We start from the raw sequence: 15121 nt of genomic DNA, 5'->3' as shown, positions 1-15121 counted from the left end.
AAAAGAAGCGGGGCTGGATCAGACTTCGTCGGGGCTGCGCAGGTTGGTGACTGCGATTCGCTGTTCGCGGCGCTGTTCCTTTTGTGACGGCATCTCGGCGCGATAAACGCCTTGATCACCGACCACCCAGGAAAGCGGACGACGCTCCTTGCCAATCGACTCCTGCAACAGCATCAAGCCTTGCAGAAAAGCTTCAGGGCGGGGCGGGCAGCCAGGCACGTAGACGTCCACGGGCAGGAACTTGTCCACCCCTTGAACGACGGAGTAGATGTCGTACATGCCACCGGAGTTGGCGCACGAACCCATGGAGATAACCCACTTCGGTTCGAGCATTTGCTCGTAGAGACGCTGAATGATCGGCGCCATTTTGATAAAGCAGGTGCCGGCGATAACCATGAAATCCGCCTGGCGCGGTGATGCCCGGATAACTTCGGCGCCAAAGCGCGCGATGTCGTGGGGCGCCGTGAAGGCGGTGGTCATTTCCACGTAGCAGCACGAAAGGCCGAAGTTGTACGGCCACAGGGAGTTTTTACGCCCCCAGTTGACCGCGCCACTCAGCACGTCTTCGAGTTTGCCCATGTAGATGTTTTTGTGGACTTGATCTTCTAACGGATCGGAGACGGTTTCCCGTTCGCCGATAGGGTACTGATCGTTAGGAGCATCCGGGTCGATCCTGGTGAGATTGTATTGCATCGCCAAAGCCTCATTGTTTCAGCTTCGCTTGCCGCTTACGACGAGCTTCCGGAGCCCAGTCAAGGGCGCCCACTCGGAATAGGTAGACAAGGCCTGCCAACAGAATTGCTATGAAAACGAGGGCTTCGACGAATCCGGTCCAGCCGCTTTCGCGGACGGACACAGACCAGGCAAAGAGAAAGAGGGCTTCGATATCGAAGATCACGAACAGCATCGCGACCAGATAGAATTTGGCTGAGAGCCGCAAGCGGGCGCCACCTGTAGGCAGCATGCCGGACTCGAACGGTTCATTTTTGCTGCGGCCCCAGGCTTTTGACCCGAGGAGGCTGGAGACGCCGAGCATGAAGGCACAAAGGCCGACAACACCGAGGAGGAAAATGGCAAAGCCCCAGTTGTGGGCCATGAGTCCTGTCGCTTCGGTCATGCTGGAAATCCTTAACAGAGAGCAAAGGTCTCTGAGCTCGAAAAAGTAACGATGCAGTGACGATATGTCGCACTGCAATCAATCGCGGTGATTTTATGGCTAAACACCGGGCAAGTAAAATTCCTATAGCGAAATTATTCGATGGAATAAGCACATAGTGCACCTTCTTGGGGCTGTAGCCCTTGTGGGGCGGGGATTAGCGGGCATTTAATCAAATGTGTTTTGTTTAAGCGGTAAAGAAGTTTTCATCGGCTAAATGATAATGAATATTGTTTGCGCAGGATTTAAGCGAATGTTTCTCGTGTGGCGCGGGAAGTTGTTGTTACTTGCGTGATTGCTGCTAGTTGCTGGAGGGGATCTTTTAACCGATTTGATTCAGGCAAATAGCGCCCTGGGTCAATGTTTTGCGCAAAACCTTCAGGGTCGACACGGTCGATGTGGGAGCTGGCTTGCCTGCGATAGCGGTGGAACAGTTGAAAAATCTGTCACTGACCCACCGCCATCGCAGGCAAGCCAGCTCCCACAGGTGATGTGTGGTGTTTTCAAGCGGGCAAAAAAAAACGCCCCGAACCAGTCGGGGCGTCAGATCAAGCGGCAGTGCGGTTAGGTCTTCCGTGGGGCCGCACTGGCCGTTTACTCGCGACTTAGTGGAACTGCTCTTCTTCGGTCGAGCCGGTCAGCGCGGTCACGGACGAGGTGCCGCCCTGGATCACGGTGGTCATGTCGTCGAAGTAGCCGGTGCCCACTTCCTGCTGGTGCGCCACAAAGGTGTAACCCTTGGCGGCGTCAGCGAACTCTTGCTCCTGCAGTTTCACGTAGGCGGTCATGTCGTTACGGGCATAGTCGTGCGCCAGGTTGAACATGCTGTGCCACATGTTGTGAATGCCAGCCAGGGTGATGAACTGGTGCTTGTAGCCCATGGCCGACAGTTCGCGCTGGAACTTGGCGATGGTCGCGTCGTCCAGGTTCTTCTTCCAGTTGAAAGAAGGCGAGCAGTTGTAGGACAGCAGTTGGTCCGGGTATTCCTTCTTGATCGCTTCGGCGAAACGACGCGCTTCGTCCAGGTCCGGCTTGGCGGTTTCGCACCAGATCAGGTCGGCGTAAGGCGCGTAGGCCAGGCCACGGGCGATCGCCTGGTCGAGACCGGCGCGCACTTTATAGAAGCCTTCCTGGGTGCGTTCGCCGGTTACGAACGGCTGGTCATACGGGTCGCAGTCGGAGGTCAACAAGTCTGCCGCGTTAGCGTCGGTACGCGCCAGGATGATGGTCGGCGTGCCAGCAACGTCAGCGGCCAAGCGTGCTGCGGTCAGCTTTTGTACGGCTTCCTGGGTTGGAACCAGTACCTTGCCGCCCATGTGGCCGCATTTTTTCACCGACGCCAGTTGGTCTTCGAAGTGCACGCCGGCAGCGCCTGCCTCGATCATGCTCTTCATCAGTTCGTAGGCGTTGAGTACGCCGCCGAAACCCGCTTCGGCGTCAGCCACGATGGGTGCGAAGTAGTCGATGTAGCCTTCGTCGCCCGGGCCTTTACCGGCTTTCCACTGGATCTGGTCGGCGCGGCGGAACGAGTTGTTGATGCGCTTGACCACGGTCGGCACGGAGTCCACCGGGTACAGCGATTGGTCGGGGTACATGGATTCAGCGGAGTTGTTGTCCGCTGCCACTTGCCAGCCGGACAGGTAGATCGCCTGGATACCGGCTTTTACCTGTTGAACTGCCTGGCCGCCAGTGAGGGCGCCCATGCAGTTGACGAAATCTTTTTCGGGGCGGAAGGACGGCTTGGCACCCTGGGTGACCAGCTTCCACAGCTTCTCGGCGCCGAGTTTTGCAAAGGTGTGCTCAGGTTGAACCGAGCCACGCAGGCGGACGACGTCAGCAGCGGAATAAGCGCGGGTTACGCCTTTCCAGCGTGGGTTTTCAGCCCAATCTTTTTCAAGGGCTGCAATTTGCTGTTCGCGTGTCAGTGCCATGGGGAAAAACCTCGTCGCGTCTTGTTTGGAAAAACATCCGTTTTGCCAGCCGTGCATTCAATGCGTGGGCAGGGCTGCTCGCTGACCAGAAGCTTAGGCGGTCAAGTCGGGTTTGGCGGGGAAGGCGACGGGATAAACGCAGTGCGAGAGGGCGAGTTGAGCAGGTAAGGGCAAACTGCGAACAGTCTTCGGGCATCGTGGGCCTTGGTACGATCCATCAGTGTGTAGCCGGGTTACCTGGTTAGCTTCCGTCCCTCGGGACAACTTCGTTCCAGTCGCAACCAACGTCAAACACACCTTGTGGGCGGTACAGACACGAATCGGCTCAGGTGGGTAGCTTAGAGCGGCGATCCGAAGGCCCTTGCCAGGGCCTCTGATTAGCGGGAGCGAGGCCATCATGCACAGGCTTTTTTGGCTCGTCAAATGTTTTGTAGTGCTATTTTTAAGGCACTACATCTTTAGTCTAATGCGACTCGCCAGTCAGTTTTTGGTGCTTTAGTTCAGGGTGTCGACCTTGACCCGCAAAGTCAGGTCATCACGGCCCTGGGTAGAGTAGCTGCGGGTTGTAGAGGATTTATCGGCCTGGGTCTCGCGATTGATACCCGCCAGCGGGATCCATTCGCCCAGGCGGCCACTGACCGTTGTGTCGGTACTTTGAATATTCACTACATCGGGACGTTCCTGGCTCATGCGGTCACGGTTGGTACTGATAGCCAGGTGTACGGTCTCGCCAGTGACACTGGCAGTCACGTAAAAGCCCTGGGTGACGTTGCGGTACTGGGTCTGGTTCTGCGGGCGGCCGTAGGCGTCAGGCTGCGTGGTGGTCAGTGGCACGCTCTGGCCGACCTGAATCAGTGCGGGCACGCCTTCACTGGCCTGGATCTGCTGAATGCCGCCGTCGCGGCTGGCAGTGCCGTAGCTGATGATGCGGATTTGGCTGTCACCGCTGTTCTGCTGGTTGTTTTCGTTGCTGTCGACGGTGATCAACAGGCGCTTGGCGGGTGTGTCCAGTTGCGTGAGCAGGGCGCGCAGGTCCTGGATCTTGCCGGGGTCCGCTTTAACAATAAGCTGGTTGCCATAGGCGCTGACGGTGCCGTCCTTGCCGATAAAGTTCTGCGCGACGGGCAGCAGGTCGGCGCTGGTGCGGTTGCTCAGGTTGACGACTTCGGTGTCGGCCATGGCGCAGGCGCTGGCAGTGAGGAGCAGGGCGGTGAGCAGGGTGCGTAGGGACATGTCCGTTATCTCTGCGAGTCAATTAGGCTTGATAGTGCCAGTTTGTCGGCCTGGCGGGTCGCAAGTTGAATCGTAGACGGCAAAATGCCCTGGCAGGCAGGGCATTTTGGGTGTTGCTGATGGCGCTATCGCAGGCAAGCCAGCTCCCACATTTGGAATGCATTCCCCTGTGGGAGCTGGCTTGCCTGCGATAAGGGCGACTCGATCTCGAATCAGCCCTCGCGCACCATATCAACGTGCGGAATCCCGACTTCCAGGAATTCGTCACTGACGATCTTGAAACCCAGCCGCTCATAAAACGGCGCCGCATACACCTGCGCACTCAGGAACTGCCTGGTCTGGCCACGTTTTTCGGCCTCGCCGATCACCGTTTCCATCAGCTTGTCGCCGACCTTCAGTCCGCGCCAGTCCTTGAGTACCGACACGCGACCAATCTCGCCGCTGGGCAGCAGGCGAGCGGTGCCAATCGGAAAATCGCCTTCGAATGCAAGAAAGTGCATTGCGTCGGCGTCATCCGCATCCCATTCCAGCTCTGGTGGAACCGATTGTTCAGCGATAAACACCGCCTCACGAATGCGCCGAATCTCAGCGATATCCTTTTGCCAGTCCGCGACACTTACGTGAATCTTATTCATCGGCAAATCCCAGGCTTCCTTGCTTGACCAGTTCGCACAGCAGGTCACGACCGTCTTCGTCGGCCAGCCAGGTGCCGAGGTTTTCGCTGTGCAGGGCGTCGGCCGAGCAGACCAGTTTCAACAGTTCGCGCAGTTTGCCTGGCAGATAACGGCTCTGGCCGCTGGCAAACAGCAGTACGTCATCGTCCACTTCCGACCACGCCATGCGCGCGCTCGGGTTGCGCACCAGAATCGCGCCGTTTTCCAGGCTGCTGATAAAGTCTTCTTCGCCCAATTCTTCACCGGCGACCAGTTCCGGGTAGCGCGGCTCGGTCATGAACTGGCCGAACCAGGTCAGCAGCATGCGCTCGTCGCTCATGTGCTCGGCCAACAGACCTTTGAGGCGGTCGAGTGCATCCGCCTGAATCTGGTGCGGGTCGCTGACTGGTTGGGCGTCGGCGTCCGTGTAGCGCTCTTCATCGGTCAGGTACTGGCTGAGGAAGTCGGTGAAGTGGGTCAGCACTTCGGCGGCGCTCGGTGCGCGGAAGCCCACCGAATAGGTCATGCAGTCATCTTCGGCGATGCCGAAGTGCGCCAGGCGCGGCGGCAGGTAAAGCATGTCGCCCGGTTCCAGCACCCATTCTTCGCTCTGTTCGAATTCTGCGAGGATGCGCAGGTCGGCGTGCTGCAGCAGCGGGCTTTCGGAATTGCACATCTGGCCGATTTTCCAGTTGCGCTTGCCTTGGGCCTGCAGCAGGAACACGTCGTAGTTGTCGAAGTGCGGGCCAACACTGCCGCCGGGTGCGGCGAAGCTGATCATCACATCGTCGATGCGCCAGCTGGGCAAAAAGCGGAAGTGCCCGAGCAATTCGGCAACTTCGGGTACGAACTGGTCGACTGCCTGCACCAGCAGGGTCCACTCACGCTCTGGCAATGTGCTGAACGCATCTTCGGCGAACGGCCCGCGGCGCAGTTCCCATGGGCGCTCGCCGTGTTCGATTACCAGGCGCGATTCAACTTCTTCTTCCAGGGCCAGGCCGGCCAGTTCGTCGGCGTCGATCGGGCTTTCGAAATCAGGGATGGCCTGACGGATCAGCAGCGGTTTTTTCTGCCAGTAGTCGCGCAGGAATTCGCGTGCCGTGATGCCGCCCAGAAGTTGAAGAGGAATATCAGGATTCATGTGTAACCTATTGAAAAAAAGCACTTTTAAGACAGGAATAAAAACGCCCGGCGCGGCCGGGCGTCTCAAGAGGGCTTGCGCTAAATCAGATGCGCTTGGCTTGGGCCACCGCATTGCCGATGTAGTTGGCCGGGGTGAGCAATTTCAGCTCGGCCTTGGCGGCGGCTGGCATGTCCAGGCCGTCGATGAAAGTTTGCAGCGCCTCAGGGCTGATGCCCTTGCCGCGCGTCAACTCTTTCAGCTTCTCGTACGGGTTTTCGATGTTGTAGCGGCGCATTACGGTCTGGATCGGCTCGGCCAGCACTTCCCAGCACGCATCCAGGTCAGCGGCGATCTTCTGCGCGTTGAGCTCAAGCTTGCTGATGCCTTTGAGGCTGGCTTCGTAGGCGATCACGCTGTGGGCAAAGCCCACGCCGAGGTTACGCAGTACGGTGGAGTCGGTCAGGTCGCGCTGCCAGCGCGAGATCGGCAACTTGCTGGCCAAGTGCTGGAACAGGGCGTTGGCGATGCCGAGGTTGCCTTCGGAGTTTTCGAAGTCGATCGGGTTGACCTTGTGCGGCATGGTCGACGAACCGATCTCGCCGGCGATGGTGCGCTGCTTGAAGTAGCCCAGGGAGATGTAGCCCCAGATATCGCGATCGAAGTCGATCAGGATGGTGTTGAAGCGCGCAATGGCGTCGAACAGTTCGGCGATGTAGTCGTGCGGTTCGATCTGCGTGGTGTAGGGGTTGAAGCCCAGGCCCAGCTCATCTTCGATGAAGGCGCGGGCATTTTCTTCCCAGTCGATTTCCGGGTAGGCCGACAGGTGGGCGTTGTAGTTGCCCACGGCGCCGTTGATCTTGCCCAGCAGCGGCACGGCGGCGACTTGAGCGATCTGGCGCTCCAGGCGATACACCACGTTGGCCAGTTCTTTGCCCAAAGTGGTCGGCGAAGCTGGTTGGCCGTGGGTGCGCGACAGCATCGGCACGTCGGCGAAACGGATGGCCAGTTCGCGGATGGCGTCAGCGGTCTGGCGCATCAGCGGCAGCATCACGTCATCACGGCCTTCGCGCAGCATCAGGGCGTGGGACAGGTTGTTGATGTCCTCGCTGGTGCAGGCAAAGTGGATGAACTCGCTGACCTGGGCCAGTTCCGGCAGCTTGGCCGCTTGCTCTTTGAGCAGGTATTCGATGGCTTTAACGTCGTGGTTGGTGGTGCGCTCGATCTCTTTCACACGCTCGGCGTGCTCCAGGGAGAAGTTTTCCGCCAGGGTGTTCAATACAGCGTTGGCTTCGGCGGAAAACGCCGGCACTTCGCTGATGGCGGGGTGAGCGGCCAGGCGCTGGAGCCAGCGCACTTCAACCAGAACACGAGCACGGATCAGACCGTATTCGCTGAAAATAGGGCGCAGGGCCTGGGTTTTGCCGGCGTAGCGGCCGTCAACAGGGGAAACCGCAGTGAGCGAAGAGAGCTGCATGGGGTGTTCTCGGACAGTCGGGCAACGAAATGGGGCGCGTATCATACATGAAAAAATCCGCCGGTCCGTCGCCAACTGACCGGCGTATTACGCGTGAGGCTATAAAAAAACGGGTCGCTGCGACTTATTCGTTGCGCATCAACGGGTAAAGCTCTTTGAGCAATTTGCGTCGGCTGATCACCAACTGCCAGCGATGACCGCCCAACTGGCGCCACAACCGCGCCGAACGAATGCCGGCCAGGAGCAGGGCGCGGATTTTCGAGGCGTTGTTCGGTTGTTGCAGGTTGCGCATGTCGCCGTGCACCTGGATGCGTTGGCGCAAGGTGCTCAACGTGTCCTGGTACAGCGCGCCACAGGCGGCAATCACGTTTTCGTGGGCCGGGCCGAAGTGCTCCACCTGGGACTGAATCTGCGGCAGGCGTTTGCCGATGGTTTCGAGCAGGTCGTCACGCTTGGCCAGTTGCCGTTCAAGGCCGAGCATCGACAGCGCATAGCGCAACGGCTCACGTTGCAAGGTGCTTGGGTCGCGCTCCAGGGCGCCGATCAGCGCACGGTAGCCTTCGCGTAGCGCCAGATCATCACCGCCGTAGACTTCCAGTGTGTCCTTGGGGTCGCGAATCAGCAGGCTGCCGAGCATGCAGGTCAGGCCTGCCTCGGTCACCTGGCCGGTCTTGGCAATCTTGTCGACCAGCACCGCGGCGAGGAAAACTCCGCCGAGCGCCGTCAATTGCTCCTGGGTCGGGCTCATGCCGGGTTGCTCCAGGCTTCGGCGACTTCAATCACGCCGCCACCCAGGCAGATTTCACCGTCATAGAACACCACCGATTGGCCGGGCGTGACCGCGCGTTGCGGGTCATCGAACGTGGCGCGATAGCCGCTGGCGGTTTTTTCCAGGGTGCAGGGCTGGTCGCTTTGGCGATAGCGCACTTTGGCGGTCAGGCGGCGTGGCGTGCTCAGGTCGATCGGGTTGACCCAATAGATTTCCGAGGCCAGCAGCGCGCCCGAGAACAGCAGCGGGTGCTCGTTGCCCTGGCCGACGACCAGCACGTTGTTTTCCAGGTCCTTGACCAGCACGTACCAGGGTTCTTCACCGGCGTCTTTAAGGCCGCCGATGCCCAGCCCCTGACGCTGGCCAATAGTGTGGTACATCAAGCCATGGTGACGGCCGATCACTTCACCGTCGGTGGTTTTGATCTCGCCTGGTTGTGCCGGCAGGTATTGCTTGAGGAAGTCGTTGAAGCGGCGCTCGCCGATAAAGCAGATCCCGGTGGAATCCTTCTTCTTGGCGGTAGCCAGGCCGTGTTTTTCGGCGATCTTGCGCACTTCGGGTTTTTCCAGCTCGCCGACCGGGAACAGGGTCTTGGCGATCTGTTCACCGCCCACGGCGTGCAGGAAGTAGCTCTGGTCCTTGTTCGGGTCCAGGCCTTTGAGCAGTTCGGTACGGCCATCGATATCGCGACGGCGCACGTAATGGCCAGTGGCAATCAGGTCGGCGCCAAGGATCATGGCGTAGTCGAGGAACGCCTTGAACTTGATTTCGCGGTTACACAGGATGTCCGGGTTCGGCGTACGGCCGGCCTTGTATTCGGCCAGGAAGTGCTCGAACACATTGTCCCAGTACTCGGCGGCGAAATTGGCGGTGTGCAGCTTGATGCCGATCTTGTCGCACACGGCCTGGGCGTCGGCCAGGTCGTCCATGGCGGTGCAATATTCCGTTCCATCGTCTTCTTCCCAGTTCTTCATGAACAGGCCTTCCACCTCATAACCCTGCTCCATGAGCAGAACGGCGGAAACGGAAGAATCCACGCCGCCGGACATGCCGACGATGACGCGCTTCTTTTGTGTGTCAGAAGGGGCTGGATCACGCATAGGGTTTCAACGGGTGTCTTGAAAAAGGACGCGATTCTAACAGGCTCACGCCCGCAAGGCTAAAGAGAAGGGCGGATCAATTCGAGGCTATGGCGCTGGCCGGCCAGATAATCATCGATACAGCGGATGATCAGCTCACTGCGCCAGTCGTCGCGCAGGGCCATCAGCTCCTCACGGGTCAGCCAGCGGGCGCGGACGATGCCTTCATCGAGTGTGTAGTCGGGGTGATGTTTCAAGGCTTTGGCGGTAAAGCACACGCGCTGATAAGTCACGCCATTGCTGGGCGCGGTGTACAGGTAGATGCCGACAATGCCGGTGGCCTCGACGTCCCAGCCGGTTTCTTCGAGGGTTTCACGCACGGCAGCTTCGATGAGGGTTTCATGCGGGTCCAGATGGCCGGCCGGCTGGTTGAGCACGGCGCGGCCGCCCTTGAGTTCCTCGACCATCAGGAAGCGGCCGTTGTCTTCGACGATAGTGGCGACGGTGATGTGGGGTTGCCAGGTCATAGGTGCCTCAATGTGTAGTGACTGAAGAAACTCGTTCAGTGTGGGAGCTGGCTTGCCTGCGATAGCAGTCTGTCAGTTGACCCAGATGCAGCTGAACCACCGCTATCGCAGGCAAGCCAGCTCCCACATTTGATCGGGGTTGTTCAATGAAATCGGGGGCACAAACAGAAACCCCGGCACGGGGCCGGGGCTTCTTTGCATCCTTACAACCTTACTTCAACTTGGCAATGGCCGCGTTGAGGGTGTTGCTTGGGCGCATGGCTTTGCTGGTCAGCTCCGGGTTCGCCGCGTAGTAGCCGCCGATGTCCACTGGCTTGCCCTGTACGGCGTTCAGCTCGGCAACGATGGTTGCCTCGTTGTCGGCCAGGGTTTTGGCCAGTTCGCCAAACTGCGCTTGCAGTGCAGCATCTTCAGTCTGTGCGGCCAGGGCTTGAGCCCAGTACAGCGCCAGGTAGAAGTGGCTGCCGCGGTTGTCGATGTTGCCGACTTTGCGCGATGGCGACTTGTTGTTGTCCAGGAACTGGCCAGTGGCCTGGTCCAGGGTCTTGGACAGCACCAGGGCTTTCGGGTTGTTGTAGGTGACACCCAAATGCTCAAGGGACGCGGCCAGGGCCAGGAACTCGCCCAGGGAATCCCAGCGCAGGAAGTTCTCTTCAACCAGTTGCTGCACGTGCTTTGGAGCCGAACCGCCGGCGCCGGTTTCGAACAGGCCGCCGCCGTTCATCAGCGGCACGATCGACAGCATCTTGGCACTGGTGCCCAGTTCCATGATCGGGAACAGGTCGGTCAGGTAGTCACGCAGAACGTTACCGGTCACCGAGATGGTGTCCAGGCCCTTGCGGGTGCGCTCCAGGGTGAACTTCATCGCGTCGACCGGCGACATGATGCGGATGTCCAGGCCTTCGGTGTTGTGGTCTTTCAGGTAAGCCTGAACTTTCTCGACCACCACACCATCGTGGGCACGCTTAGGGTCCAGCCAGAAAATGGCCGGGGTGTTGCTGGCGCGAGCACGGTTGACGGCCAGTTTGACCCAGTCCTGGATCGGCGCGTCTTTGGTCTGGCACATGCGGAAGATGTCGCCGGCTTCGACAGCCTGTTCCATCAGCAGGTTGCCCTTGCTGTCGGTGACGCGGACCACGCCGTCAGCCTTGATCTGGAAGGTCTTGTCGTGGGAACCGTACTCTTCGGCTTTTTTCGCCATCAGGCCAACGTTCGGCACGCTGCCCATGGTGGTTGGGTCGAAGGCGCCATTGGCCTTGCAGTCTTCGATCACTGCCTGGTAGATGGTGGCGTAGCAGCGATCCGGGATCACGGCCTTGGTGTCGTGCAGTTGGCCGTCGGTGCCCCACATTTTGCCTGAGTCACGGATCATGGCAGGCATCGAGGCGTCGACGATAACGTCGCTCGGCACGTGCAGGTTGGTAATGCCTTTGTCCGAGTTGACCATGGCCAGGGACGGACGAGCGGCGTACACCGCCTGGATGTCGGCTTCGATCTGCGCTTGCTGATCGGCCGGCAGGGCCTTGATGCGGGCGTACAGGTCGCCGATGCCGTTGTTCAGGTTAAAGCCGATCTGCTCCAGCACGACAGCGTGCTTGGCCAGTGCGTCTTTATAGAACTCGGCAACGATCTGGCCGAACATGATCGGGTCGGAGACCTTCATCATGGTGGCTTTCAAGTGGACCGACAGCAGTACGCCTTGTTTCTTGGCGTCTTCGATTTCAGCGGCGATGAAGCTGCGCAGGGCATTCTTGCTCAGCACGGCGGTGTCGATGATCTCGCCAGCCTGCAAGCTGGTTTTTTCTTTCAGGACGGTAGCGGTACCGTCCTTGGCGATCAGTTCGATCTTGACGGCGTCAGCCGCTTCGATCTGTACGGCTTTCTCGCTGCCGTAGAAGTCGCCGTTGCTCATGTGTGCGATGTGCGACTTGGAGTCGGCAGCCCAGGCGCCCATTTTATGCGGGTGCTTGCGCGCGTAGTTCTTGACCGACAGCGGTGCGCGGCGGTCGGAGTTGCCTTCGCGCAGTACCGGGTTCACGGCGCTGCCCTTGACCTTGTCGTAACGTGCGCGGGTTTCTTTTTCCGCGTCGGTGGTTACGGTTTCCGGGTAGTCCGGCAGGGCGTAGCCCTGGGCCTGCAGTTCCTTGATCGCCGCTTGCAGCTGCGGGGTCGAAGCACTGATGTTAGGCAGCTTGATGATGTTGGCTTCAGGCGTAACGGCCAGGTCGCCCAGTTCGGCGAGGTGGTCCGGGATAGCCTTGGTGCCCAGTTGCTCGGGGAAGCTTGCGAGGATGCGCGCGGCCAGGGAAATGTCGCGGGTTTCCACGGCAATATCAGCGGAAGCGGTGAAGGCCTCTACGATAGGCAGCAGTGAATAGGTGGCGAGGGCTGGGGCTTCGTCGGTGAAGGTGTAGATGATCTTCGAGCGGGTGGGCATATTCGGATTAACTCTCTTCTTTGCTGAAAGCGTGCGCAGAAACTCGAGATGCGCCGGGTGGAGCGCGTTCGTTCAAAGTCATCCATGAGCGAAATGTCGAGGTTTCTTCGCGGTGATGTTGGGTTGCATCAGTCGAGCGTCAAGCGGGTGGACTATTGTATTAGTCCTGCTTTGTAGCGGAAGGCTTTGTTCTAGAGCGGTCCGCCGTCGTGACTCTTTGGTCAGCGGCGGCATTATACATAGGTCGCTATGCTTACGCTGAGCCTTCATACAAAAGGTGTGTCGTCCATTGGTCTAAAGGTCGCAGGGCCCAGACTGCGACCAAAGTCGCACGATGTGCTCAAGATTGGCGATTTTGTCTTTGCTTTCAGGCTTGTAGGCGACAAATTATGCTGTTTTCGATGCAAATGAGCATGGCGTGAGGTTTCAGTCGCCATTTATCTGGAGTAGGCTCGAACGCAGCCAGATGTTCAATCCATAGATGGAGTTCAGCATGGGATACAAGAAGATTCAGGTTCCGGCAGTCGGCGACAAAATCACCGTCAATGCAGACCATTCTCTCAATGTTCCTGACCAACCGATCATCCCTTATATAGAAGGCGACGGTATTGGCGTCGACATCAGCCCGGTGATGATCAAGGTGGTCGACGCAGCTGTTGAAAAGGCCTACGGCGGAAAACGCAAAATCTCCTGGATGGAGGTGTATGCCGGCGAGAAGGCGACTCAAGTCTACGACCAGGACACCTGGCTGCCCCAGGAAACCCTGGATGCGGTCAAGGATTACGTGGTTTCCATCAAAGGCCCGCTGACCACGCCGGTTGGCGGCGGCATCCGTTCGCTGAACGTGGCCCTGCGTCAGCAGCTCGATTTATATGTGTGCCTGCGCCCGGTGCGCTGGTTTGAAGGCGTGCCCAGCCCGGTCAAGAAGCCTGGCGACGTCGATATGACCATCTTCCGTGAAAACTCCGAAGACATTTACGCCGGTATCGAGTGGAAGGCCGGTTCGCCGGAAGCCATCAAGGTGATCAAGTTCCTCAAGGAAGAAATGGGCGTTACCAAGATCCGTTTCGACCAGGACTGTGGCATTGGCATCAAGCCGGTTTCCAAGGAAGGCACCGAGCGCCTGGCGCGCAAAGCCCTGCAATATGTAGTGGATAATGATCGTGATTCGCTGACCATTGTGCACAAAGGCAACATCATGAAGTTCACCGAGGGTGCCTTCAAAGAGTGGGCCTACGGTATTGCCGAAAAAGAATTTGGCGCGACCCTGCTCGACGGCGGCCCGTGGATGCAGTTCAAAAACCCGAAGACCGGCAAGAATGTGGTGGTCAAGGACGCGATTGCCGATGCCATGCTCCAGCAGATTCTACTGCGCCCGGCGGAATATGATGTGATCGCCACGCTTAACCTCAACGGTGACTACCTGTCTGACGCGCTGGCGGCGGAAGTGGGTGGTATTGGTATTGCGCCGGGGGCCAATCTCTCCGACACCGTGGCAATGTTCGAGGCCACCCACGGTACTGCGCCTAAATATGCCGGCAAGGATCAGGTCAACCCGGGTTCGCTGATCTTGTCGGCGGAAATGATGCTGCGGCACATGGGCTGGACTGAGGCGGCGGATTTGATCATCAAAGGCACCAATGGCGCGATTTCGGCGAAGACCGTGACCTATGACTTTGAGCGTTTGATGGACGGCGCGAAGCTGGTGTCGTCGTCAGGGTTTGGTGATGCGTTGATTGCGCATATGTAAAGCGCTGCTGTAAAAAAGCCGGCCATTCTGATGACTCAGAATGGCCGGCTTTTTTGTGCCGTATTGCTTAAGGCGTTATCAGGCCGTTTGTTTCTTTTTTGATGGGGTGGCCTGACTTGTCCTGGGCTTTGTTTCGTGCGTTTCGTCGTGGATTGTTCCCGATGTAACTGCGCAGGCTGCACAAATTTCGACGGCGTGCAGCCCTTTCGGCCCTTGAATGATTAAAAACTCCACAGGCTGGCCCGCTTTTAGGGTCTTGTACCCATCCATGGTAATCGCTGAATAATGCGCGAAGAGGTCTTCTCCGGATTTTCCATCTGCGTTGATGAACCCATATCCCTTGGCGTTGTTAAACCATTTGACCTTGCCACTGACCTTGACGCCAGACATAACCATATCCCTCTGCACCAGACTCCATCACTGGAGTATCATCCAGTTTATCCGTCCTAACCCGAATAAATAAGGTTGACTGCGCGGACCTTTTTTACCCACTGTGGGTTCTATTGGTTGTAACACCGTTTCGCCGATAGTCAAGGCGACCAACCGGTCAGTAGTTGAAAATCTGACAGGTCGCCCCCACCACTGTATTTGAACCACTGACGAACCTTTCTTTCCATGCATGCAAACAGCCAGATTCGACTAACATTCAATCAGGATCGCCCGGATCAGGAACACGATGACGACGGTTCTGCAGGCATTGCTGTCCAGGAGGCGAAGCCTGCTCTTCAGGCGCCGCCGATGTACAAGGTGGTTTTGTTTAATGATGACTACACACCGATGGATTTCGTCGTCGAAGTGCTCGAGGTGTTTTTTAACCTGAACCGCGAGCTGGCGACCAAGGTAATGCTGGCCGTTCACACAGAAGGACGGGCAGTATGTGGAGTGTTTACCCGTGACATCGCCGAGACAAAGGCCATGCAGGTCAACCAGTACGCCAGGGAAAGCCAGCATCCGCTACTCTGTGAAATCGAGAAGGACGGTTAACGCCG

The 15121-nt window shown here is 58.4% G+C and carries 14 protein-coding genes; 2 read left to right on the top strand and 12 right to left on the bottom strand.

The annotated features are described in order from the left end of the window. Positions 1-18: 18 nt before the first annotated feature. From AOA62_RS04860 to AOA62_RS04810, 11 genes are all read right to left on the bottom strand, one after another. Complete coding sequence (locus AOA62_RS04860) at positions 19-693, bottom strand: NADH-quinone oxidoreductase subunit B family protein (protein WP_012724951.1); 675 nt, start codon at positions 691-693, stop codon at positions 19-21. A 10-nt stretch (positions 694-703) separates the two neighbouring features. Next, positions 704-1117: an NADH-quinone oxidoreductase subunit A gene (locus AOA62_RS04855; RefSeq protein WP_003219575.1), complete on the bottom strand. Its 414-nt coding sequence runs from the start codon at positions 1115-1117 to the stop codon at positions 704-706. A gap of 644 nt (positions 1118-1761) precedes the next feature. Continuing rightward, complete coding sequence (gene aceA, locus AOA62_RS04850; protein WP_003219577.1) at positions 1762-3087, bottom strand: isocitrate lyase; 1326 nt, start codon at positions 3085-3087, stop codon at positions 1762-1764. A gap of 495 nt (positions 3088-3582) precedes the next feature. Further along, positions 3583-4320, bottom strand: coding sequence for a secretin N-terminal domain-containing protein (locus AOA62_RS04845; protein ID WP_099548028.1), 738 nt, complete (start codon positions 4318-4320; stop codon positions 3583-3585). Between the two features lie 212 nt (positions 4321-4532). Then, the gene (locus AOA62_RS04840) at positions 4533-4955 is read right to left on the bottom strand and encodes a GNAT family N-acetyltransferase (RefSeq protein WP_017137513.1); all 423 of its coding nucleotides are present in this window, start codon (positions 4953-4955) and stop codon (positions 4533-4535) included. Then, positions 4948-6114: a cupin domain-containing protein gene (locus AOA62_RS04835; protein ID WP_017137512.1), complete on the bottom strand. Its 1167-nt coding sequence runs from the start codon at positions 6112-6114 to the stop codon at positions 4948-4950. Before AOA62_RS04835 ends, AOA62_RS04840 begins: the two co-directional genes overlap by 8 nt. An 85-nt stretch (positions 6115-6199) precedes the next feature. Then, entirely contained in the window at positions 6200-7570 is a 1371-nt protein-coding gene (purB, locus tag AOA62_RS04830; RefSeq protein ID WP_017137511.1) for an adenylosuccinate lyase, read from the bottom strand. A 124-nt stretch (positions 7571-7694) separates the two neighbouring features. Beyond that, complete coding sequence (gene hflD / locus AOA62_RS04825; RefSeq protein WP_017137510.1) at positions 7695-8318, bottom strand: high frequency lysogenization protein HflD; 624 nt, start codon at positions 8316-8318, stop codon at positions 7695-7697. Continuing rightward, positions 8315-9439 (bottom strand): tRNA 2-thiouridine(34) synthase MnmA, encoded by a 1125-nt coding sequence (gene mnmA / locus AOA62_RS04820; RefSeq protein WP_099548027.1) that lies wholly within the window; start codon positions 9437-9439, stop codon positions 8315-8317. Before mnmA ends, hflD begins: the two co-directional genes overlap by 4 nt. Before the next feature lie 59 nt (positions 9440-9498). Then, on the bottom strand, positions 9499-9945 hold the full coding sequence (locus AOA62_RS04815; protein WP_017137508.1) for an NUDIX hydrolase: 447 nt from the start codon (positions 9943-9945) through the stop codon (positions 9499-9501). A 211-nt stretch (positions 9946-10156) separates the two neighbouring features. Beyond that, positions 10157-12382, bottom strand: a complete 2226-nt coding sequence (locus AOA62_RS04810; RefSeq protein WP_099548026.1) for an NADP-dependent isocitrate dehydrogenase — start codon at positions 12380-12382, stop codon at positions 10157-10159. A gap of 493 nt (positions 12383-12875) precedes the next feature. On the opposite strand from AOA62_RS04810, the gene icd reads away from it, so the two are divergent. Further along, complete coding sequence (icd, locus tag AOA62_RS04805) at positions 12876-14132, top strand: NADP-dependent isocitrate dehydrogenase (protein WP_017137506.1); 1257 nt, start codon at positions 12876-12878, stop codon at positions 14130-14132. A gap of 78 nt (positions 14133-14210) precedes the next feature. Here the strand turns inward: icd and AOA62_RS04800 are convergent, their stop codons facing one another. Continuing rightward, positions 14211-14522 (bottom strand): cold shock domain-containing protein, encoded by a 312-nt coding sequence (locus AOA62_RS04800; RefSeq protein WP_099548040.1) that lies wholly within the window; start codon positions 14520-14522, stop codon positions 14211-14213. 225 nt (positions 14523-14747) lie between these two features. Between AOA62_RS04800 and clpS the strand changes: the two genes are divergently transcribed. Next, complete coding sequence (clpS, locus tag AOA62_RS04795) at positions 14748-15116, top strand: ATP-dependent Clp protease adapter ClpS (protein WP_005789091.1); 369 nt, start codon at positions 14748-14750, stop codon at positions 15114-15116. The last annotated feature ends 5 nt before the right edge of the window (positions 15117-15121 follow it).

This window comes from Pseudomonas sp. 2995-3 (assembly GCF_002742565.1).
Taxonomy (GTDB): domain Bacteria; phylum Pseudomonadota; class Gammaproteobacteria; order Pseudomonadales; family Pseudomonadaceae; genus Aquipseudomonas; species Aquipseudomonas edaphica.
The sequence above is the reverse complement of the archived record's forward strand: the minus strand, read 5'-3'. Positions and strand labels throughout refer to the sequence as shown.

What these genes read in the sequence shown, in the direction of transcription:
- AOA62_RS04860 (WP_012724951.1), bottom strand. Translation starts at nt 693, where the DNA reads ATGCAATACAATCTCACCAGGATCGACCCGGATGCTCCTAACGATCAG.
- AOA62_RS04855 (WP_003219575.1), bottom strand. Translation starts at nt 1,117, where the DNA reads ATGACCGAAGCGACAGGACTCATGGCCCACAACTGGGGCTTTGCCATT.
- aceA (WP_003219577.1), bottom strand. Translation starts at nt 3,087, where the DNA reads ATGGCACTGACACGCGAACAGCAAATTGCAGCCCTTGAAAAAGATTGG.
- AOA62_RS04845 (WP_099548028.1), bottom strand. Translation starts at nt 4,320, where the DNA reads ATGTCCCTACGCACCCTGCTCACCGCCCTGCTCCTCACTGCCAGCGCC.
- AOA62_RS04840 (WP_017137513.1), bottom strand. Translation starts at nt 4,955, where the DNA reads ATGAATAAGATTCACGTAAGTGTCGCGGACTGGCAAAAGGATATCGCT.
- AOA62_RS04835 (WP_017137512.1), bottom strand. Translation starts at nt 6,114, where the DNA reads ATGAATCCTGATATTCCTCTTCAACTTCTGGGCGGCATCACGGCACGC.
- purB (WP_017137511.1), bottom strand. Translation starts at nt 7,570, where the DNA reads ATGCAGCTCTCTTCGCTCACTGCGGTTTCCCCTGTTGACGGCCGCTAC.
- hflD (WP_017137510.1), bottom strand. Translation starts at nt 8,318, where the DNA reads ATGAGCCCGACCCAGGAGCAATTGACGGCGCTCGGCGGAGTTTTCCTC.
- mnmA (WP_099548027.1), bottom strand. Translation starts at nt 9,439, where the DNA reads ATGCGTGATCCAGCCCCTTCTGACACACAAAAGAAGCGCGTCATCGTC.
- AOA62_RS04815 (WP_017137508.1), bottom strand. Translation starts at nt 9,945, where the DNA reads ATGACCTGGCAACCCCACATCACCGTCGCCACTATCGTCGAAGACAAC.
- AOA62_RS04810 (WP_099548026.1), bottom strand. Translation starts at nt 12,382, where the DNA reads ATGCCCACCCGCTCGAAGATCATCTACACCTTCACCGACGAAGCCCCA.
- icd (WP_017137506.1), top strand. Translation starts at nt 12,876, where the DNA reads ATGGGATACAAGAAGATTCAGGTTCCGGCAGTCGGCGACAAAATCACC.
- AOA62_RS04800 (WP_099548040.1), bottom strand. Translation starts at nt 14,522, where the DNA reads ATGTCTGGCGTCAAGGTCAGTGGCAAGGTCAAATGGTTTAACAACGCC.
- clpS (WP_005789091.1), top strand. Translation starts at nt 14,748, where the DNA reads ATGCATGCAAACAGCCAGATTCGACTAACATTCAATCAGGATCGCCCG.